This window comes from Marinovum algicola, from assembly GCF_900109145.1.
Classification (GTDB): Bacteria; Pseudomonadota; Alphaproteobacteria; order Rhodobacterales; family Rhodobacteraceae; genus Marinovum; species Marinovum algicola.
The window spans coordinates 20,775-40,133 of record NZ_FNYY01000015.1; the positions used below are offsets into that span (position 1 = coordinate 20,775).

The 19,359-nt window shown below is 67.7% G+C and carries 19 protein-coding genes; all 19 read left to right on the forward strand.

What is annotated here, in order from left to right:
* Positions 1-7 precede the first annotated feature (7 nt).
* Positions 8-1,270 (forward strand): ABC transporter substrate-binding protein, encoded by a 1,263-nt coding sequence (locus BMW90_RS17995; RefSeq protein ID WP_074837758.1) that lies wholly within the window; start codon positions 8-10, stop codon positions 1,268-1,270.
* Between the two features lie 75 nt (positions 1,271-1,345).
* Complete coding sequence (locus tag BMW90_RS18000; protein WP_074837759.1) at positions 1,346-2,287, forward strand: carbohydrate ABC transporter permease; 942 nt, start codon at positions 1,346-1,348, stop codon at positions 2,285-2,287.
* Positions 2,287-3,111 (forward strand): carbohydrate ABC transporter permease, encoded by an 825-nt coding sequence (locus tag BMW90_RS18005; protein WP_139211459.1) that lies wholly within the window; start codon positions 2,287-2,289, stop codon positions 3,109-3,111. Before BMW90_RS18000 ends, BMW90_RS18005 begins: the two co-directional genes overlap by 1 nt.
* Before the next feature lie 4 nt (positions 3,112-3,115).
* A complete protein-coding gene (locus BMW90_RS18010; protein WP_074837761.1) occupies positions 3,116-4,141 on the forward strand; it encodes an ABC transporter ATP-binding protein in 1,026 nt (341 codons plus the stop codon).
* Positions 4,141-4,344: a hypothetical protein gene (locus BMW90_RS18015; RefSeq protein ID WP_074837762.1), complete on the forward strand. Its 204-nt coding sequence runs from the start codon at positions 4,141-4,143 to the stop codon at positions 4,342-4,344. The genes BMW90_RS18010 and BMW90_RS18015 overlap by 1 nt, the downstream gene beginning before the upstream one ends.
* On the forward strand, positions 4,341-5,267 hold the full coding sequence (locus tag BMW90_RS18020; RefSeq protein ID WP_074837763.1) for a carbohydrate kinase family protein: 927 nt from the start codon (positions 4,341-4,343) through the stop codon (positions 5,265-5,267). Before BMW90_RS18015 ends, BMW90_RS18020 begins: the two co-directional genes overlap by 4 nt.
* On the forward strand, positions 5,264-6,631 hold the full coding sequence (locus BMW90_RS18025; RefSeq protein ID WP_074837764.1) for a sulfatase family protein: 1,368 nt from the start codon (positions 5,264-5,266) through the stop codon (positions 6,629-6,631). Before BMW90_RS18020 ends, BMW90_RS18025 begins: the two co-directional genes overlap by 4 nt.
* Positions 6,632-6,779: 148 nt before the next feature.
* The gene (locus BMW90_RS18030; protein ID WP_170850582.1) at positions 6,780-7,970 is read left to right on the forward strand and encodes an MFS transporter; all 1,191 of its coding nucleotides are present in this window, start codon (positions 6,780-6,782) and stop codon (positions 7,968-7,970) included.
* A complete protein-coding gene (locus tag BMW90_RS18035; RefSeq protein ID WP_074837766.1) occupies positions 7,967-9,127 on the forward strand; it encodes a thiolase family protein in 1,161 nt (386 codons plus the stop codon). Before BMW90_RS18030 ends, BMW90_RS18035 begins: the two co-directional genes overlap by 4 nt.
* Positions 9,124-9,519, forward strand: a complete 396-nt coding sequence (locus BMW90_RS26440) for a PhlB family protein (protein WP_074837767.1) — start codon at positions 9,124-9,126, stop codon at positions 9,517-9,519. The genes BMW90_RS18035 and BMW90_RS26440 overlap by 4 nt, the downstream gene beginning before the upstream one ends.
* Positions 9,488-11,164, forward strand: coding sequence for an acetate--CoA ligase (locus tag BMW90_RS18045; RefSeq protein WP_170850583.1), 1,677 nt, complete (start codon positions 9,488-9,490; stop codon positions 11,162-11,164). Before BMW90_RS26440 ends, BMW90_RS18045 begins: the two co-directional genes overlap by 32 nt.
* Before the next feature lie 42 nt (positions 11,165-11,206).
* Complete coding sequence (locus BMW90_RS18050) at positions 11,207-12,052, forward strand: sugar phosphate isomerase/epimerase family protein (RefSeq protein ID WP_074837768.1); 846 nt, start codon at positions 11,207-11,209, stop codon at positions 12,050-12,052.
* The gene (locus tag BMW90_RS18055; protein ID WP_074837769.1) at positions 12,042-12,587 is read left to right on the forward strand and encodes a DAK2 domain-containing protein; all 546 of its coding nucleotides are present in this window, start codon (positions 12,042-12,044) and stop codon (positions 12,585-12,587) included. The genes BMW90_RS18050 and BMW90_RS18055 overlap by 11 nt, the downstream gene beginning before the upstream one ends.
* Positions 12,584-13,615 carry a dihydroxyacetone kinase subunit DhaK gene (locus tag BMW90_RS18060; protein ID WP_074837771.1) on the forward strand — a complete coding sequence of 344 codons (1,032 nt, stop codon included), beginning with the start codon at positions 12,584-12,586 and terminating at the stop codon, positions 13,613-13,615. The genes BMW90_RS18055 and BMW90_RS18060 overlap by 4 nt, the downstream gene beginning before the upstream one ends.
* A complete protein-coding gene (locus BMW90_RS18065; RefSeq protein ID WP_074837773.1) occupies positions 13,612-14,532 on the forward strand; it encodes a tagatose 1,6-diphosphate aldolase in 921 nt (306 codons plus the stop codon). Before BMW90_RS18060 ends, BMW90_RS18065 begins: the two co-directional genes overlap by 4 nt.
* A complete protein-coding gene (locus BMW90_RS18070; RefSeq protein ID WP_074837775.1) occupies positions 14,529-15,998 on the forward strand; it encodes an aldehyde dehydrogenase family protein in 1,470 nt (489 codons plus the stop codon). Before BMW90_RS18065 ends, BMW90_RS18070 begins: the two co-directional genes overlap by 4 nt.
* Positions 15,999-16,048: 50 nt before the next feature.
* Positions 16,049-16,786, forward strand: coding sequence for a GntR family transcriptional regulator (locus BMW90_RS18075; RefSeq protein WP_048535781.1), 738 nt, complete (start codon positions 16,049-16,051; stop codon positions 16,784-16,786).
* Positions 16,787-16,801: 15 nt separating this feature from the next.
* A complete protein-coding gene (locus BMW90_RS18080) occupies positions 16,802-18,223 on the forward strand; it encodes an L-fucose/L-arabinose isomerase family protein (RefSeq protein WP_074837777.1) in 1,422 nt (473 codons plus the stop codon).
* Positions 18,224-18,293: 70 nt separating this feature from the next.
* The gene (locus BMW90_RS18085) at positions 18,294-19,337 is read left to right on the forward strand and encodes an ABC transporter ATP-binding protein (protein WP_074837779.1); all 1,044 of its coding nucleotides are present in this window, start codon (positions 18,294-18,296) and stop codon (positions 19,335-19,337) included.
* The last annotated feature ends 22 nt before the right edge of the window (positions 19,338-19,359 follow it).

Here is a 19,359-nt window from a genome sequence, read left to right on the forward strand (position 1 = left end):
GAACGACATGTCACTGTGGAAGACCCTCACGCTCAGCCTTGCGGCCAGCACCGCCCTTGCCGGTTTCGTCAGCGCCGATGAGCTCAATATCGTGCACGGCGCGGTTGGCCGCGATCAGGATGTGCTGCGCGCCAACCTTGACCGCTTCGAAGCGGAAACCGGGCATACCGTCAACATCGTCTCGATGCCGGAGCGCACGACCGATCAGTTCGCGCAATACAAGCTGTGGCTGGCGGCGCAGAGCGCCGACATCGATGTTTACCGGCTCGACGTCATCTGGGCGCCGCAACTCGCCGACCACTTCATCGACCTCACCGAAGCCACCGCCGATATCATCGATCAATTCGTGCCCGCCGCGGTGGAAAGCCAGACGGTCGATGGCAAGCTGGTGGCGCTGCCGATGTTTCTTGGCGCGCCGGCGCTCTATTACCGCGCCGACCTGCTGGAGAAACACGGCAAGCCGGTGCCCGGAACCTGGGAAGAGCTGACCGCCACCGCCAAGGAGATCATGGAGGCCGAACGCGCCGCCGGCAATTCCGAGCTCTGGGGCTATGTCTATCAGGGCGCGGCCTATGAAGGGCTGACCTGCAACGCGATGGAATGGATTGCGTCTTACGGTGGCGGGCAGGTGGTCGAGCCGGACGGCGCCATTTCGGTCAATAACGAGGCCGCCGTCGAGGCACTGACGCTGGCCGCCACCTGGGTCGGTGACATCGCCCCCGAAGGCGTGCTGAACTATGCCGAGGAAGACGCCCGCGGCGTGTTCCAGTCGGGCAATGCGGTCTTCATGCGCAACTGGAATTACGCCTATGCGTTGGTCACCGGCGAGGATAGTCCGATCAAGGACGACGTCGATGTCACCACCCTGCCGGCCGGGGCCTCGGGGCAGGGCGCCTCGATCCTCGGCGGCTCGCACCTGGGCGTGGCGCGCTATTCCGAGCATCAGGACGCCGCGATCGAGCTGGTGCGCTTCCTCAACGACACCGAGAGCCAGCGCAAGCGCGCGATCGAGGCGTCCAGGCCGCCCACGCTTTCGGCGCTCTACCAGGATGAAGAGATCGGCGCGCGGCAACCGTTCATTCCGCTGTGGCAACCGGTGATCGACAATGCCATCGTGCGCCCCTCGGCGCCGACCAAGGCCGATTACAACGAGGTGTCCTCGGAAATCTGGACCGCCGCGCATGACGTGATGTCCGGCGAGATGGAGGCCGGCGCCGCCGTCGCCCGGTTGAACGCCCGGCTGAGCCGGCTCAAGGGCGCGGGCTGGTAGGCCTTCGGCCGGCTGCACCCCCACCAGGCCGCGCCGCCGTTCGGCGCGGCCCTACAGATCCACGGAACCCCGACCATGCCACAGAAGACAGGACTGACCCGACAGCGCACCAGGGCGGCATGGATGTTTCTTGCCCCGATGCTGATCGTGTTGGGGGCCGTCGCGCTCTTTCCGCTCGGCCAGACGATCTGGTTCGGCTTCACCGATGCCTCGCTCAACAATATCGATGCGGCGCGATTTGTCGGGCTGCGCAACTACATCGAATGGCTCGACTACGGCAATGGCCAGGGTGAATGGCTGGGCCTGCTGGCCGATGACCGCTGGTGGCGCGCGGTGCGCAATACCGTCTGGTTCGCGGTGGTCAGCGTCTCTTTCGAGACCCTGTTCGGCCTGATCATCGCGCTGGTGCTGAACGCGAAATTCCCGGGCCGTGCGGTGGTCCGCACGCTGGTGCTGGTGCCCTGGGCGATCCCCACCGTGGTTTCGGCCAAGATGTGGGGCTGGATGCTGCATGATCAGTTCGGCATCATCAACGACATGCTGATCAAGCTGGGCCTGATCGCCACCCCGATCGCCTGGACCGCCTCGGCCGATACCGCCATGGCGGCGGTGATGATGGTCGATATCTGGAAGACGACCCCCTTCATGGCTCTGTTGATCCTCGCCGGGCTGCAAATGATCCCGGATGACATCTACGAAGCTGCGCGGCTCGACGGCATCAATCCGGTGCGGGTGTTCCGCAAGGTGACGCTGCCGCTGGTGATGCCGGCCCTGCTGGTGGGGGTGGTGTTCCGGGGGCTCGATGCGCTGCGTGTCTTCGACATCGTCTACGTGCTGACGCCCAACACCGACGCGACCCGGACCATGTCGGTCTATGCGCGCGAAAACCTCTTCGATTACGACAAGTTCGCTTATGGCTCGGCGGCCTCGACGTTGCTGTTCCTGATCGTGGCGCTGATCACCATCGGGTTCATCTACCTCACGCGGATGGATTTGGAAGGCAAGGAGACCGACTGATGCGGATCGCGAAAATCGCCGGCTTCTACGCGCTGGTGGCCATCATTCTGGCGCAGGCGCTGTTCCCCTTCTACTACGCGGTGCTCACCTCGCTCGAGAGCGGGCAGGCGATCTTTGACGTTAACTATCTTCCCAAGGTCATCGACCTGTCGAACTATCGCGCGGCCTTCGAGGATGGCGTCTTTGGCCGGCAGATCCTCAATTCGGTCTTTGTCTCGACCGTCGTGGTGATCGTGTCGCTGGGGTTCGCGGTCACCGCGTCTTATGCGCTGGCCCGGGTGCCGTTTCTCGGGCGGGGCAAGATCCTGCTGCTGATCCTGTCGGTGTCGATGTTCCCGCAGATCGCCGTCCTGTCGGGGCTGTTCGCATTGATCCGGGCGATGGGTCTGTTCAATTCGCTGTGGTCGCTGGTCTTTTCCTACATGATCTTCACCCTGCCGTTCACCGTCTGGGTGCTGACCACCTTCATGCGCAAGCTGCCCAAGGAGATCGAGGAAGCGGCGATCATGGATGGCGCCGCGCCGTTGACGATCATCCGCAGGGTGTTCCTGCCGCTGCTGTGGCCGGCGCTTGTGACGACCGGTCTGCTGGCCTTCATCCATGCGTGGAACGAATTCCTGTTCGCGCTGACCTTCATGTCGACCGACACTCAGCGCACGGTGCCGGTCGCGATCGCGCTGATCTCGGGCGCGAGCGAGTTCGAGATCCCCTGGGGCAGCATCATGGCGGCCTCGGTGATCGTGACGCTGCCGCTGATTGCGCTGGTCCTCGTTTTCCAGAGAAAGATCATTTCCGGCCTGACCGCCGGCGCGGTGAAAGGATAAATCCATGGCCAAAGTCGAGCTGAACAAGATCTGCAAATCCTTCGGCAAAGCCCGGGTTGTCACCGATGTCGACCTGTCACTGGAAAAGGGCGAATTCGTCGTCTTTGTCGGCCCTTCGGGCTGTGGCAAATCCACCCTGCTGCGGATGATCGCCGGGCTGGAGGACATCACGTCGGGCAAACTGCGGATCGGCGGCGAGGACATGACCGAGGCGTTGCCGGCCGCGCGCGGGGTGTCGATGGTGTTTCAATCCTACGCGCTCTACCCCCATATGACGGTGCGCGAGAACATGTCGTTCGGGCTCGAACAGGCGAAGCTGGCGAGGTCCGAGATCGCCGCGCGGGTCGAAGACGCCGCGCGCATGCTCAAGATCGGGGACCTGCTGGAGCGCAAGCCCCGCGCGCTTTCGGGCGGCCAGCGGCAGCGGGTGGCCATCGGCCGGGCGATCACCCGCAAGCCGCGGGTGTTCCTGTTCGACGAGCCGTTGTCGAACCTCGACGCCGCGCTGCGCGGCGAGACCCGGGTCGAGATCGCGCGGCTGCATGCGCGGCTGGCCGGCACGACGATGATCTATGTCACCCACGATCAGGTCGAGGCAATGACGCTGGCCGACCGGATCGTCGTTCTGAATGGCGGCCATGTCGAACAGGTGGGCACGCCGCTCGATCTCTATGAGCGCCCGGCCTCGCGCTTTGTCGCCGGCTTCATCGGCAGCCCCCGGATGAACTTCATTGCCGGTGAACCGGCCGCGGCCCGGGCGGCGGCGGAATACGGCATCCGCCCCGAGCACCTGTCGCTGTCCTCGGACGGCCGGGGCTGGCCGGGCCGCGTCCTGCTGACCGAGGATCTGGGGTCGGACACCTATGTGCATGTCGAAACCGCGCAGTCGGAGACGCCCCTGGTGGTGCGCGCGCCGGGGCAGATGCGGATCGGGGCGGGTGATACGGTCTGCGTCGCGCCCGACGAAAGCCGCGCGCATCTGTTTGATGCCGAAGGCCGTCCGCTTGCCCGCGCGCCGGAGGCAGAGTGATGGCGGAGACCGGTCTCGACATTCTCAATGCCGAAATGGCCCGGCAGCATCGTGACGCGCCGACGAGCTCTTGCAGCCAGGCGCCGGCGGAGGCCCGGCTGGCGGCCGCGATTTTCCGCGCACTGCCGGTGGCGCAGCGGAGCGTGCCCGACATGGGAACGCCGCTGCGCTCGACCAAGGTTACCTCGGGAGAGGCGGCATGACGCGATCGATCTGCGTCATCGGCAATCTCAACGTCGATCTGGTGATGGGCACGCTGGCGCATTGGCCTGAGCCGGGCACCGAGACTTTTCTGGACCGCTGTGACCTGCGCCCGGGCGGATCGGCCGCCAATACGGCGCTTGCCTTGCAGCGGTTGGAACATCCCGCCGGGCTGATTTCGGCCGTCGGTTCCGACCCTCTGGCAGATATCCTGGCGGCGCGGTTTTCCGGTCGGCTCGACCGCATCCGCCGGCTGGACGGACAGACGGGCATCAGCTTCGGGGTGCTGCACGACGGGGCAGAACGCAGTTTTCTGTCTTTCGGCGGGCATCTGGCCGCGCTTGATCTGGCAATGGTCGAGGCGCTGCTCGAGGGCTGGCCGCTGGAGGATGCGCTGGTGCTGGTGGCGGGCGGTTTCGCCACGCCGGGACTGGCGGCCGAGGGTGAGGCGCTGCTCACGTGGTTGCGCCGCGCCGGAGCCGGGATCGCCATTGATCCGGGCTGGCCCGACGGCGGCTGGACACCTGCGACCCGCGCCCAGGTGATGGGCTGGGCCGCGCTGTCCGATCACCTGCTGCTCAATGACAAGGAACTGACCGCGCTTGCCGCGCGGCCGGAAGATGATCTGGCCGCCGCCGCCCGGTCCCTCTCTGACGGTCTGCCGGAGCGCTGCCACATCATCGCCAAACGCGGCCCCCGGGGCGCGAGTTGCTGGCAGGGCGGCCGGGTTTGCCACGCATCCGCACCGCCGACCGCGCCTTTCGATACGGTCGGCGCCGGCGATGCCTTCAACGCCGGTTATCTCGCGGCCATCGCCGAGGGCGCGGCGCCCGAAGCGGCGCTGGGACGCGGATGCGCCACCGCGAGCCGCCTGATCGCCGAGTTTCCGCGCGGCACCGGTCCGCTGGCGGATCGCTGGGCATGAGACGCCGCAACATTCTGCTGATGATCGCCGATGACCTCGGGATGACGGCGGGGTGTTACGGCGATGCCTCGGCGCGGACCCCCAATATCGACCGATTGGCCGCGCAGGGCACGCGCTTTACCCACGCATTCACCTCCACCGCCTCGTGCTCCGGCAGCCGCAGTGTCATCCAGACCGGCCTGCATACGCACCAGTCCGGGCAATACGGGCTGCACCACGGCCGCCACCATTTCCAGACCTTTGCCGATGTCGCCACTGCGCCCAATTTGCTGGCTGCGGCGGGCCATGCCACCGGGATCGTCGGCAAGGTGCACCTCGGCCCGGACAGCACCTATCCCTGGGCATCGCGCCAGGAAAGTGACAGCCGCGATGTCGCCTGGGTGGCAGCGCGGGCCGAGGCCTTCATCGCCGGGGCCGGTGCGCGCCCGTTCTTTCTGACCGTCGGCTTCATCGACCCGCACCGAGATGCCAGCCGGGCGGGGTTTGGCGATCCCGCCGGACCCGATCCGATCTTTGCGCCCGAAGCGGTCACCGTGCCGCCCTGGCTTGCCGACCTGCCCGAAGTGCGGCACGAGCTGGCCGCCTATCATCACGCCGTGGCCCGCATGGATCGCGGCGTCGGCCTTGTCCTCGATGCGCTTGACCGGCAGGGCGCGGCGGACGAGACCTTGGTGGTCTTCCTATCAGACAATGGTGCGCCCTTCGTGCATTCCAAGACGACGCTGTTCGACGCCGGCGTCCATCTGCCGCTGATCCTGCGGGTGCCGGGGCAGGGGGCGGGGGTCGCCAATCCCAACTTGGTTTCCTTTGTCGATCTCTTGCCCACCTTTCTCGACTGGGCCGGGGTGGAGCCGCCGCAGGACGGCCGCCGACGCGAGGGTCGCTCGCTGCTGCCGGTCTTGCACGACCGCGCGCGCCGTTCCGGGTGGGATCGGGTGTTCGGCTCGCACACCTTTCACGAGATCACCAATTACTGGCCCACCCGCTTTTTGCGCGATACGCGCTACAAATATCATCGCAATGTCGCCTGGCAGTTGCCCTTTCCGGTCTCTACCGACATCTACGGCTCCCTGTCCTTCGCGGCGATACGCCGGGCCGGGGCCGGGGCCCGGCCGCTGGAACGCCTGGTTCGCCGCCCTGCCGAAGAGCTTTTCGACCTCGCCGCAGATCCGCTGGAACTTCACAATCTTGCCGGCCATGCCGGCTATGGGGCGGTTCTGGCCGAGATGCGCGCGGCGCTGGAGCAATGGCAGCGCCGGACCCGCGACCCCTGGCTGCTGCGCGATGGTGTCTCTGTGCTGGCCGCGCAAGACCATGTCGCGGCCGGTTTGAAGTTGCCCGGCGCTTGGGATTTCACCCCCTGATCGCCGCGTCCGGGCCGGCTGCCATCCTGAACATTCGTCTGCGCCCGACCTGCGGTTGCCCGAAAAGGGGCCGGATTTGTCGTAGCCAAGTGGCTCGCCATTTGGTAATACTCAATTTGTAGTAACAAATATACCGGATTCTCCCGCCGTGGCCACCCAAGCAGCAACCCCGCCAGCGTCTGCCGCCCAGGACCGTGGCTATGTTGTGCGCCATGCCCTGGCGCAATTGCTGTTCTGGTCGGCCTTCTACTACCTGCTGCCCGCGGTGCTGCCGCATATGCTGCGCGACACGGGCTGGTCGCCGGTCGCGGTCTCGGCGGCGGTGAGCGCGGGGTTTCTTGTCTGGGCGATGCTCTGCCCGCTGGCAGGCAGCGCCGTCGACCGGGGCTGGGGGCCGCGCGGGCTGCGGCTGGCCGGGGTGGGCGGCGCGGCGCTTCTTTTGATTGCGGCGCTGGGCCAGAGCCTCTGGGCGGTTGCCGCCGCGCTGGTGCTGCTGGGCGCGCCGATGGCGATGTCGCTTTATGACCCCTGTTTCAGCCTGATGATCCGCCGCTTCGGCCCGGCGGCGCGTCGGCCGATTGTTGCGGTGACGCTGCTGGCCGGGTTCGCCACGCTGCTGACCTTTCCGCTGGTCTCGGGGCTGGCGGCGGCCGGGCTGGGCTGGCAGTGGATCCTGGCCGCCTTTGCCGGGCTGGCCTTGCTCGGGGTGCTGCTGCTGCCGCCAGAGCCGGCCGACACGCCCGCGCCCGAAGCCCGGCATGTGCCCGGTGCCGCTACACCGGGGGGGCGCACGCTTGTTTTTGGCCTGGCCTTTGCCCTGCTGATGTTCGGCCATGCGGCGCTGTTGTTTCAGCTGCCGGTGCAGCTGGCCGAGACCCGCGGGCTGGCCAATGCGCTGGTGCTGCCGATGGTGCTCGGCCCGGCCCAGATCGCCGGGCGACTGGCCTGGGAGCGGATGCAGGGAGGGCTGGGCCTCGAACGGGCGGCGCTGGGGCTGTTCACGGTGATGCTGCTGCCGCCGCTGGTACTGCTGGGCGGCGCGGGGATGGGGGTGGTGCTGCTGGCGCTGGTGATCCAGGGCGGCTGCTACGGGGTGCATACCATCCTGCGGCCGCTGCTGGCGGCGCATTGGCTGCCGCAGGCGGGTTTTGCCCGGCGGCTCGGGGTGATCGCGATGATCGGTCTGTTGATGATGGCGGCCGCGCCCGCCGCCGGGGCCTGGGCGGCGGCGGTCTTTGGCCTCTTCGGCCTGCTGGCGCTGGTGTTCCTGGCCGACCTGGCCGGGCTGGCCTTGCTGGCGGGGCTGGTGCTGCGGGCCCGGCGCGAGGGCTGGGCATGAAGGATCTGCGGATCGCCGGCGGCGCGATGACGCCGTTCAACCGTCGCAAGGACGGCAGCTCCTGGCGAGACTGGTGCCTCGTGGCCTTTGACGAGGCCCTGCGCGATGCGGCGCTCGAAGTGGCGGATGTGGATGCGCTGGTGGTGGCGAGCGAGAGCGATTTCTTTTCCTTGCAGCTCAATCCGGCGGCAATGATCGCCGATGCGTTGGGGCTGCACGGCATCCGGGTGCAGCGGGTCGAAGGTGGCGGCGCCACCGGCCATCTGGCGGTACAGGCCGGCGCGGCGCTGGTGGCAGCGGGGTTGGCGCGGCGGGTGGCGGTGCTGGGCTTCGAGGCTTCGGCGTCGCATCTTGACGGGGCCAGCGTCGGTGCGCTCTACAGCCTGTCCTACGACGCCTGGTCAGAGGGCGAGAGCGGTATCGGCTCGGCCGCGATCTACGCGCTCTCGGCGCGGGCCTGGATGGCCGAGACCGGCGCCACCGAGGCGGATTTCGCCCGCGTTGCCGCCCGCAACCGCCAGAACGCGCGACACAACCGCTTTGCCCATCTGCCGCTCGATGTGACCGAGGCCGATGTGCGCGCCTCGGCCGCCGTCGCCACGCCGTATCGGCGGCTCGATTGCTCGCCGCTGAGCGATGGTGCGGCCTGCGTGATCCTCGCGGCGCCTGGGGATCTGCCCGCCGGGGCCGGCCGGGCGCGGCTGGCCGGCATGGGCGTGGCCAATGACCGGGTACGGCTGGGCGACCGGGCCGCGCCGGGGCGGTTCTTCGCCAAGCGCGTCGCTCTGCGCGCGGCGCTGGGCCAGGCCGGATGTGCCCTGTCCGACGTCGGCCTGGCCGAGGTCTACGACAGCTTTTCCGGCGCGCAATTGCAGGCGCTCGATGCGCTGGGGCTGACGGACGACGTGCTGGCGGCGGAACGTGCGGGCCATTTCACCGCCGAGGGCGCGCTGCCGGTCAACCTCTCCGGCGGGCTGCTGGGGCAGGGCGCGCCGGTGGGCGCCACTGGCGTGGCGCAGGTGCTGGCGGCGGCACAACAGCTCGAGGGGCGCTATCACGGGTTGCGGCCAGCAGTGCCGCCACGCTTTGCGCTGGTCGACACCCACGGCGGCATTGCCACGCTCTGCGCCGTCTCGATCCTGGAGGCGCCGCGATGAAACGCAGCCTGCGGCTTGACTATACCCTGCCCAAAGGTCGGCTTGCGCCGCATTTCGACGCGCTGGCCGAAGGTCGGGCGCTGGCGTGGCGCTGCGTTTGCGGCCATGTGGCCTTTCCGCCGGGGCTGACCTGCGTGGCCTGCGGCGCGCGGGACGGCCAATGGATCGAACTGGGCGGCACCGCCCTCGTCGAACACCGCACCGACACCCCCGAGGCCGCCTGGGCGCTGGCCCGTTTCGACGGCGCCGATACTGCCGTGATGGTACGGATCAAGACCCCCGAGCTGACCACAAGTCGCGGCCATCTGGTGCCGCCCGAAGAGGATGCCGGCCTGTGGCTGGCGTTGGAGGAGACCGAAGATGAAAACCGAAGTGTTCGCCGACTGGAGTGACGAGGCCCTGGCCGGGATCGGTCTCAGGCGCAGCGGCGGCGGCGTCGAGATCGACATTCCCGAGGACGCCAACATCTTTGCGATGACGGTCGGTCGGCAGTTGGCCGCCGGACGTTCCGCGGCGCCGGCGATGGTCTTTGAACGCCCCGACGGCAGCCTCGAACGCTGGAGCTTTGGCGAGATCGACCGAGCAGCCACGGCGCTGGCGGCGCATCTGCGGGCGCTCGGCTTCGGGCGGGGCGATCCGATCGGTCTGCACACCGGCATGCGGCCGGAAACTGCGATCGGCCATATGGCGGTCTGCAAGCTGGGCGGTGTCGCGGTCACCCTGTCGCAGCTCTATGGCCCGGATGCGCTGGCCCATGCGCTCAACCACTGCGGCGCGCGTTGTCTGCTGACAACCGAGGCCGGCTGGTCGGGGCTGCGGAGCGAGGCAGCGGGGCTGTTCCCGGCGCTGGCGCATGTGCTGGTGGCCGAGACCACCGGGGAAGAGACCGAGCTGCGCGATGTGCTGGCGGGGCCTGCGCCCGAAGGCTTTGTTCCTGAGTACACCGGCGCCGATGACGAGGCGCTCTTGATGTATACCTCCGGCTCGACCGGCATGCCCAAGGGCATTCGCCACGGCCATCGGGTGCTGGCCTCCTACGTGCCCTCGATCAGCCTGTTCTTCGATCTGACGATGGATGATGCGGATGCGGTGTTCTGGTCGCCCTCGGACTGGGCCTGGGTCGGCGGGCTGCTCGACATGTTGTTCCCGGCCTGGCTGGCAGGACGGCCGGTGGTCACCTCGGAGGCCCGGTTCAAAGCCGATTGGGCCTATGCCTTCATGGCGCGGCACCGGGTGACGCATACCTTTCTCGCCCCCACCGCGATCAAGCGGCTGGCGCAGACGCCCGATCCGCGCGCCGATCATGATCTGGCGCTGCGGGTGATCTGCACCGGCGGCGAGGCGCTGGCGGCCGATACTCTGACCTGGGCCGAAGAGCGGCTGGGCGTCGTCTGCAACGAGTTCTACGGCATGACCGAGGTCAACCACCTGATCGGCAATTGCGCCGCGCTTTACCCGCGCAAGCCCGGTTCTATGGGCGTAGCCTATCCCGGCCACAGGGTGGCGCTGGTCGATGCCGAGGGGCGCGAGGTGGCTGACGGCGAACCTGGCGAGATCGTGACCCCGGCCACCGCGCCGACGCGCTACCTTGGATATTTGAACAATGCCGAAAAGGAGGCCGAGCTGCGGCTGGGAGACTGGATGCGCACCCAAGACCTCGCGGTGCGCGATGCCGATGGCTATTTCTGGTACAAGGGCCGATCCGACGATCTGATCAAATCCTCCGGCTTTCGCATCGGCCCGGCGGAGATCGAGGAATGCCTGCTGGCGCATCCGGCCGTGGCCGAGGCGGCGGTGATCGGCAAGCCCGACGCCGAGCGCGGCCAGATCGTCAAGGCCTTTGTCCGGCTTGCGGCATCCGCTGCCGCCGGGGCCGAGCTGAGCGAGGCGTTGAAATCCCATGTCCGCGACCGGCTCGCCGCCTACAAGGCGCCGCGTGAAATCGAATTCGTTCCCGGGTTCGAAATGACCTCTTCGGGCAAGATCAACAGAAAGGCGCTTCGGGCGCGGGAAACGGCGGATTCGGATTTGACATAACAAATCTGTACATACTAATGTGACTGCAACAGGGAGGATGCGATGAAATTCGGAATTCATGCCGGTCTGTGGATGGACCGCTGGACCCAGGATCCGGCGCCGCTGTTCGACCGGGCGGCGGCCCTCGGTTTCGACGCCGTGGAGCTGTCGCTTCTGGGTATCGGGCCGGAGCAGGCCGCCCGTCTGCGCCAGGCCGCCGCCGATGCCGGTGTGGCGCTGAGTTGTTCTACCGGGTTGGGGCCCGAGGCCGATCCGGCCTCGGCCGACCCGGAGGTGCGGCACCACGCCCGCGAGACCCTGGCGCGCGCGATCGAGACGGTCGCGGCGCTGGGTTCCTCCCGTCTCGCAGGTGTGGTCGCCGCGCCCTGGGGGCAGTTCGATCCGGCGCACAAGGCCGACCGCGCCAAGCGCTCGGGTGAGACGCTGGGGCAGATGCAGGCGCATCTGGCGCAGCATGGCGTGACCCTGGGAATCGAGGCGCTGAACCGCTTCGAGAGCGATCTGACCAGCACCGCCGCCGAAGCCTGCGCCATCGCTCGCGCGGCCGGGGCGGCGAATGTCGGTGTGCTGCTCGACAGTTTTCACATGAATATCGAGGAGAAGGATCCGCCCGCCGCCCTGCGCGCTGCCGGTGACACGCTGGTGCATTACCATGTCTCCGACAATGACCGTGGCGTGCCGGGCAGCGGCCGCTACGATTTCGCCGCCGATGCAAGGGCGCTCAAGGACATCGGCTATCAGGGCTGGATCGTGGCCGAAATGTTCGTGTGCGCCGGTCGCCCCACCAGCGCCGATCTGAACATCTGGCGTGATATCGAGCCGGATGCCGATCAGGCGGCGGCGCAGGCGCTTGCCCATATGAAGGAGGTCTTTGCCAATGTCGGCTGAGCGATATTTCACTGCCCTGCGCGATCTGGCCGAAACCGAGCGGGACCGGCTCAATGCGCTGGATGCGGCGCTGGGTGACGGCGATCACGGCAGCACCCTGTTGCGCGGGCTGACCCGCGCCGCCGGCGCCGCCGATGGCGCGCGGGCCAAGGCTTTCATGCGCGCCTCTGGCGGGGCGTCGGGCACGCTTTTTGGCCTGGTGCTGCACGAGATCGAACAGCATCTCGACAATGGCGCCGATCTGGCCGCCGGTCTGGCCCGGGCCGAGGCGCGGATCCGCGATCTGGGGCAGGTGAAGCCCGGCGACAAGAGCATGGTGGACGCGCTTTCGCCGGCGGTGGCGGCGCTGCGCGGTGGCGCTCTGGCCGCGGCGGTGACAGCGGCGGAACAGGGCCGCGATGCGACGGTGGAGATGGTCGCGCGGCGCGGCCGGGCGCAATATGTCGAAGGTGGTGGCAAGGGAGAGATCGACCCCGGCGCCGTGTCGCTGACGATGATACTGGCGCTGCTGGCCAAAACCGGGGGGGCGACATGAAAAAGCTGTTCAATTCCGCCGAGACGATGGTCGACGACATGATCGACGGCTTTGTCACTGCCTGTCCGCAGGTCAAACGCGGCACGCTTGATCCGCGCGTGGTGGTCCGCCGGCGCGGCGCCAAGAACCCAGACGAAAAGGTGACGCTCTTGATCGGCAATGGCGCCGGGCACGAGCCGATCGCCATGGGGTTTGTCGGCGAGGGGCTGCTTGACGCCAACGTAGTGGGAGATGTCTTTGCCGCGCCCTCGGCCGACCTGATCCTCGACGGCGTGCGCGAGGTGACCGGCAAGGCGGGCTCGATCCTGCTGATCTCGCAGCATTCCGGTGATGTCATCAACGGCCGCGCCGCGACCATGCTGGCCGAGGAGGACGGCATCAACGTGCTGCCGCTGCTGATGTATGACGACATTTCCGCCGCACCGCCCGAGCGGAGGCAGGACCGGCGTGGCGCCCCCGGCACGATGTTCATCTACAAGATCCTCGGGGCCGCCGCCGAGGAGGGGATGGATCAGGCCGCGCTGATGCGCTTGGGCGAGGCGGTGCGTGACCGTACCGTGACGCTCGCGGCGGCAGTCTCTCCGGGCATATCGCCGCTCACCGGTCAGCCGATGTTTTCGCTGCCCGAGGACGAGATTTACCTCGGCATGGGGGTGCATGGCGAACCGGGCGTCGGCCGGGTCAAGACCGGGCCGGTCGCGGGGCTGGTCAAGGAAATGCTGGCCCGGCTGCTCGAGGACCGGCCGATTGCCGAAGGTGGCCGCGCGGCGGTGATCGTCAACGGCATGGGCGGCACCACGCAGATGGAACTGCTCACCGTCTGGCGCGAGACCGAGGCTGAATTGCGCCGCCGGGGCATCACGCCGCTGGCGCCGATGGTGGGCAGCTTTGTCACGACGCAGGAAATGGGCGGCGTCTCGATCTCGCTGCTCGAACCGGACGACGAGATGCTGCGCCTGTGGTGCGCGCCGCAGGACAGCCCGGCCTTTCCCGAAATTCACCTGATCCCCGAGGAGGGCCAGACATGACCGACATTTCCTTGAGCCAGCGCCGGCCGATCCACGGCGTCGCCGTCGATCAGGGCAGCGGTCTGGCGGCGGCGCTCCGTACCGCGCGTGGCGACGCCGCGCGCGACGACGACCTGTTCCGCTTCAAGCAGCTGGTGGCGCGCACCATGAGCGCCGAGGCGACAACGCTGCTGGTCGATGCCTACTACGGCCGCGAGTTGCTGCCCGAGATCGCCGCGCCCTGCCTGCCGATGCTGGCCTATGAGGCCGATGTCTACCGGATTTCGAACGACGACCGGATCACCGTGCTGCCCGACAACCTGAAGGTATCGGACTATTCCGGGCTGGGTGTCGGGGTGCTGAAGTTCTTCCTCTACTACGGCCCCAACGACCCCGCCGCGATCAACGACCGCAAGCAGGCGCTGGTGCGGCAGATCGGGGCCGAGTGCCGGGAACACGGCGTCAGTTTCCTGTTCGAGCCGATTGTCTATGACCGCGGGATCGAAGACGGCGCCTCGGCGGAGTTTGCCGGGATCAAGCCGGAGCTGGTCGAACGCGCCACCCGCAGTTTCGCGGCACCGGAGTTCAACATTGATATTCTCAAGGTCGAGCTGCCGGTCAATCTCAACCATGTTGAGGGCATCGGCGAAAACCGGATGAGCCGCGCCGAGGCCGAGGCGGTCTTTCGCCGGGCGGCCGAGGCGGCGGGCGATGTGCCGCTGCTTTACCTCAGCGCCGGGGTGACGTTCGAGCAGTTCGAGGCCGGGTTGCAGCTGGCGCGCGCCGCCGGGGTCGATGTGGCGGGCTTCATGTGCGGCCGGGCGATCTGGTCGGATGCGATCGACGTCTTTGGTGCCGAGGGCCCCGAAGCCGCCGAAGCCTGGATGGCCGATGAGGGCCTGCGCCGGCTGCGCAAACTGGGCGAGGCGCTGGCATGAGCATGATTGCCCCTCTGCCCGAGGTGGCAGGCTTTCTCGACAAGGTTCAGGGGCTGCGTATCGGCGGCGACCGGGTCGACAGCGCTGCCGCCCTCACGGTCGAGAACCCCTCGACCGGCGAAAAGCTGGCCGAGGTCGCCTGTGCCATCGGAGGCCATGTCGACGATGCCGTGGCCGCCGCCCGCGCCGCGCTCGCCGGTCCCTGGGGGCAGATGACGGCGCATGACCGTGGCCAGCTTCTCTGGCGGCTGGCCGATGCCATCGAGGACCGCAAGGCGATCTTCGGCCAGCTCGACGCGCTCGACAACGGCAAGCCCTTCGCGGTGGCGCGCGATGTCGATGCGGTCTGGTCGGCGCGGCATTTCCGCTATTTCGCCGGCTGGCCGAGCAAGATCGAAGGCGCGACGATCCCGGTGTCGACCCCCGGGCGCTTCAACTACACGCGGATCGAGCCGGTCGGTGTCTGCGGGCTGATCACGCCGTGGAACTATCCGACGCTGATGGTGGCCTGGAAACTCGCGCCGGCGCTGGCGGCGGGCAATACCGTGGTGCTGAAACCGGCGGAACAGACGCCGCTGTCTGCCCTCTACCTCGCCGATCTGGCGCTTGAGCTGGGCTTTCCGCCCGGCGCTCTCAACGTCATTCCCGGCTATGGCCGCGAGGCCGGCGCGGCGCTGGCGGCGCACCCCGGTGTCGACAAGGTGGGCTTTACCGGCTCGACCGAGACTGGACGGCGGATTGTCGAGGCTTCGGCCGGCAACCTCAAGAAGGTCTCGCTCGAACTTGGCGGCAAGGCGGCCAACGTCATCTTTGACGATGCCGAGCTGGACCGCGCAATTTCCGGCGCCTTCTGGGCGCTTTTCGGCAACAATGGCCAGTCCTGCACCGCCGGCGCGCGGCTGTTTGTCCAGCGGCCCCTGCTGGAGCGCGTGACCGAGGCGCTGGCCGAAATGGCGCGCGGGCTGAGCATCGGGCCGGGGATGGCTTCGACGGGGCATGACCTGGGGCCGGTGATCTCTTCGCCGCAGATGGAAAAGGTGCTGGGCTATATCGACAGCGGGCGCGCCGAGGGCGCCGAGGCGGTGGCCGGTGGCGCGCGGCAGGGTGAGGCCGGATATTTCGTGCAGCCGACGGTGCTGGCCGGAGTGCGCGACGCGATGACCATCGCGCGGGAAGAGATCTTCGGCCCGGTGCTCTGCGTGCTGCCCTTCGACGAGGAGGAGGAGGTGCTGGCGCGGGCCAATGACTCCGTCTACGGCCTCGCCGCCGGTTGCTGGACGCAGAACCTTGGCCGCGCCAATCGCATGGCGGCGGGGCTGCGCGCCGGGACGATCTGGACCAATTGCTGGGGCGACACCGACGCCGCCTCGCCTTTCGGCGGCATGGGGCAGAGCGGATATGGCCGCGAGATGGGCCGCGAGGCGCTGTCGCTCTACTCGCAAACCAAGTCTGTCTGGCAGGGCTGACGGATGCGTGATTTGATGCAATCAATTGGACGCATCAGAAAGGTATCAGGATGAACACGCGCGCGGCCCCGAAATATCAGGTTGTCCATGACGAGTTGCTGCGGCGGCTCAAGGCCGGGATGTATTCGGTCGGCACCCGGCTGCCTTCGGAGGAGACGCTGGCGCAATCCTTTGCGGTCAGCCGGGTCACCGCGCGCCGGGCGCTGGAACTGCTGGTCGACGCCGGCTATCTGGTCTCGCGTCAGGGCAGCGGCTATCTGGTCAACACGCTGTCGCCGCCGGAAACCACCTGCCTCACCTCCTTTACAGACATGGTGCTGCGCGAAGGGCGGATGCCCGGCGCCCGGCTGATCGAAATCCGCGAAGAGGATCCGACCCCGCCCGCCGAGGTCACGGCGCTGTTTGACGAGCCGGTGGCGCTGATCCGCCGGCTGCGCACCATCGACGACGAACCCAAGCTCCTGGTCAGCACCTGGCTGCCGCGCCGGCTGGTGCCGGGGCTGAGCAAGGCGGATTTCCCGGAGCAGGGGCAGGATCAGTCGATCCTGCGCATCCTCGCCGACCGCTTCAAGATCGACTGGGGCCGCGCCTGCGAGACCGTGGGCTCCTGTGCCGCGCCGGCCGATGCCGCCGAATGGCTGGGCATCAAACCCGATACGCCGATCCTGTCACAGGCCTGCACCGCCTTCGACGATGACCAGCGGCCGGTGTTTTTCGACCAAGTCTACCGGGTCGGTCCCATCACCTACACCCTTGTCGGGGCGCGGCGCGAAGCCGACCCGGCCTGAACCCAAGGAATGCCCATGCCCCTCGTGATCGGCCTGATCAAGGCCTCCCTGCCCAGCTACTTTCCCGAGCGCCACGGCGTGTTCGACGCCGCGCTGGCCGCGCTTGAAGAGATCGCCGGGGCCTGTGGCGCGCGGATCGTCGAGGCCGAGGGCGTGCCGATGACCGGCGCGGAGGCGCAGAAGGCGCTGGATCAGTGCCGTGGGCAGGGGGCGGAGTTCATCCTGTTGCTGCATGGCGGATTTACCATGGGCGACGTGGCGCGGCAGATCGCGCTGTCGGACCTGCCGATGGGGGTCTGGGCCACGCCCGAGCCCGGCCACGAGGGTGATATCCAGCTCAACAACTTTGTGTCGCTCAACATGAGCCTGTCGATTGCGCGGGGCGTGCGTGACCTGCGTCGCAATCCGGTGCAATGGTATTTCGGTGCGTCGGAAGACACGGCCCTGCGCGCCCGGTTGGGCCGCAGCTTCCGCGCCCTTTCGGCGCGGGCGGCGCTGCGCGATGCGCGGGTCGGGGTGATCGGCGGGCTGGCGCCGACCTTCTACAACATGGCGGTCTCGCCCGATACGCTGAAGCGTGCGACCGGGGTGGAGCCGGTGCATGTGGACATGCATCGGCTGACCGCCACGATGGCCGCTTGCGGCGCCGAGCCGGTGGCGCAGGAGGTGGCGGCCATGGCGGCGCGGGCCGAGGTGCGCGGCGTTTCGGACGCGCAGATGGCGCTGACCGCACGGGCGGCGCTGGCCTTGCGGCAGATCGTGGCCGAGGACGGCTTTGCCGGTCTGGCGGTGTCGGATTGGCCGGCCTTGCAGGACGACCCGGGCATGCATCCCGGCGCCGCCTTCACCTGGCTCGAAGAGGTCGACAACCTGCCGCTGGCCTCGGAGGGCGACGTTCTGGGCACGGTGACCCAGATCGTCACCCGGGCGCTGACCGGCCGGGTCGGCAGCCTGCTCGACATGACTTCGCCGCAGCTCGACGCCGACCGCATCCTGATGTGGCACGGCGGCGGCGGGCCGCTTTACATGGGCGGGGCCGAGGCTGCCTGGATCAACCACCCGATGATCGGACGCGGCACGCCGGACGGCCCGCGTTTCGGCGCCATCGCTGATTTCGTCTTTCCCGACGGGCCGCATACGGTGCTGCGGGTGGCCCGCAGCGGCAGCGCCGCCTTTGGCTTCGAGGCCGAGGTCAGGGCGGGGGACGAATCGGGGTTCACCGGCTGTCGCGGCTGGGTCACCGACTTTCGCTCGGCCAGGGGCGCCCACTCTGCCGGCGATATCGTGACTTCGGTGATGGAGCACGGGCTCGATCACCACTTTGTTCTGGTGCCCGGATCTTTTGCCAGTGATTTCCGCGAATTCACGGCCTGGATGGCGATGGAGCCGCTGGAGATCATCAGCGAACATGACGGTTTGGCGAACGGTATCGGTTGACAGAACCGCTCGCGCGTGTGAACTTGTACATACTAATTAGACAATACAAATTGTCTGTAGGGAGGCCCATGTGACCAAGGTCCAGCTCAACGCCGTGCGAAAGCAGTTCGGCGGCTTCGTGGCGATCGAGAACATCGATCTGGAGATTGCATCGGGAGAGCTTGTCGCGCTGCTTGGTCCGTCGGGCTGTGGCAAGACGACGACCCTGCGGATGATCGCGGGGCTGGAACGTCCGAGCGGCGGCGCCATCCTGTTTGACGATCAGGACGTCTCGGAACAGCCGGTGCAGGACCGCAATGTCGGCATGGTCTTTCAGCGCTATGCGCTGTTCCCGCATATGACGGTGGAGAAGAACGTTGCTTTCGGGCTGAGCGTGCGTGGCACGCCGCGCGCCGAGATCGCCGATCGGCTGGAGGAGATGCTCGATGTGGTGCAGCTCGGCCAGTTCCGCCACCGTTTTCCGGCACAGCTCTCGGGCGGGCAGATGCAGCGGGTGGCGATTGCCCGCACGCTGATCACCAAGCCTTCGGTGCTGATGATGGATGAGCCGTTGGCCAACCTCGACACCAAGCTGCGCGGCGAGATGCGGCGCTTTATCCGCGACCTGCAACAACGCTTCGGCATCACCACGATCTTTGTCACCCATGACCAGGTCGAGGCGATGGAGCTGGCCGACCGGGTGGCGGTGATCTTTGACGGCCATCTGGCGCAATATGATGCGCCCGACCGGCTCTATCGTCAGCCGGCCAATCTCGATGTCGCCGATTTCATGGGGGCGACCAATATCGTCCCCGCCGCGATGAAAGCCGACGATCTGGCCGAAACCGGCGTCGGCGCGATCCGGGTGGCACCGCGACCGGGCTTTGGCGCCGGAGAGAACGTGCAGGTGATGCTGCGCAGCGAGGCGATCGACCTGATGATCACCCAACCGACGCAGGGAGGCGTTCCGGGCAAGGTGGTGGCGCGCGATTTCTTTGGCGCCAGCGTCAACTACACGGTCGATTGCGGCGCTCATCGGATCACCGTCACCGAACAGGCGCGGCGGCTGGTGGAGGTCGATACCCCGGTCTGGCTCGACATCGACCCGGACAGGGTCTGGCTGCTGGCAAGCTGAGCTGCGAGCGGTTCTTGGATAA

Coding starts and splice junctions, on each gene's coding strand:
- BMW90_RS26440 (WP_074837767.1), top strand. CDS start 9,124: ATGAAACGCAGCCTGCGGCTTGACTATACCCTGCCCAAAGGTCGGCTT.
- BMW90_RS18025 (WP_074837764.1), top strand. CDS start 5,264: ATGAGACGCCGCAACATTCTGCTGATGATCGCCGATGACCTCGGGATG.
- BMW90_RS18010 (WP_074837761.1), top strand. CDS start 3,116: ATGGCCAAAGTCGAGCTGAACAAGATCTGCAAATCCTTCGGCAAAGCC.
- BMW90_RS18035 (WP_074837766.1), top strand. CDS start 7,967: ATGAAGGATCTGCGGATCGCCGGCGGCGCGATGACGCCGTTCAACCGT.
- BMW90_RS18070 (WP_074837775.1), top strand. CDS start 14,529: ATGAGCATGATTGCCCCTCTGCCCGAGGTGGCAGGCTTTCTCGACAAG.
- BMW90_RS18050 (WP_074837768.1), top strand. CDS start 11,207: ATGAAATTCGGAATTCATGCCGGTCTGTGGATGGACCGCTGGACCCAG.
- BMW90_RS18075 (WP_048535781.1), top strand. CDS start 16,049: ATGAACACGCGCGCGGCCCCGAAATATCAGGTTGTCCATGACGAGTTG.
- BMW90_RS18065 (WP_074837773.1), top strand. CDS start 13,612: ATGACCGACATTTCCTTGAGCCAGCGCCGGCCGATCCACGGCGTCGCC.
- BMW90_RS18020 (WP_074837763.1), top strand. CDS start 4,341: ATGACGCGATCGATCTGCGTCATCGGCAATCTCAACGTCGATCTGGTG.
- BMW90_RS18045 (WP_170850583.1), top strand. CDS start 9,488: ATGAAAACCGAAGTGTTCGCCGACTGGAGTGACGAGGCCCTGGCCGGG.
- BMW90_RS17995 (WP_074837758.1), top strand. CDS start 8: ATGTCACTGTGGAAGACCCTCACGCTCAGCCTTGCGGCCAGCACCGCC.
- BMW90_RS18015 (WP_074837762.1), top strand. CDS start 4,141: ATGGCGGAGACCGGTCTCGACATTCTCAATGCCGAAATGGCCCGGCAG.
- BMW90_RS18080 (WP_074837777.1), top strand. CDS start 16,802: ATGCCCCTCGTGATCGGCCTGATCAAGGCCTCCCTGCCCAGCTACTTT.
- BMW90_RS18060 (WP_074837771.1), top strand. CDS start 12,584: ATGAAAAAGCTGTTCAATTCCGCCGAGACGATGGTCGACGACATGATC.
- BMW90_RS18005 (WP_139211459.1), top strand. CDS start 2,287: ATGCGGATCGCGAAAATCGCCGGCTTCTACGCGCTGGTGGCCATCATT.
- BMW90_RS18055 (WP_074837769.1), top strand. CDS start 12,042: ATGTCGGCTGAGCGATATTTCACTGCCCTGCGCGATCTGGCCGAAACC.
- BMW90_RS18000 (WP_074837759.1), top strand. CDS start 1,346: ATGCCACAGAAGACAGGACTGACCCGACAGCGCACCAGGGCGGCATGG.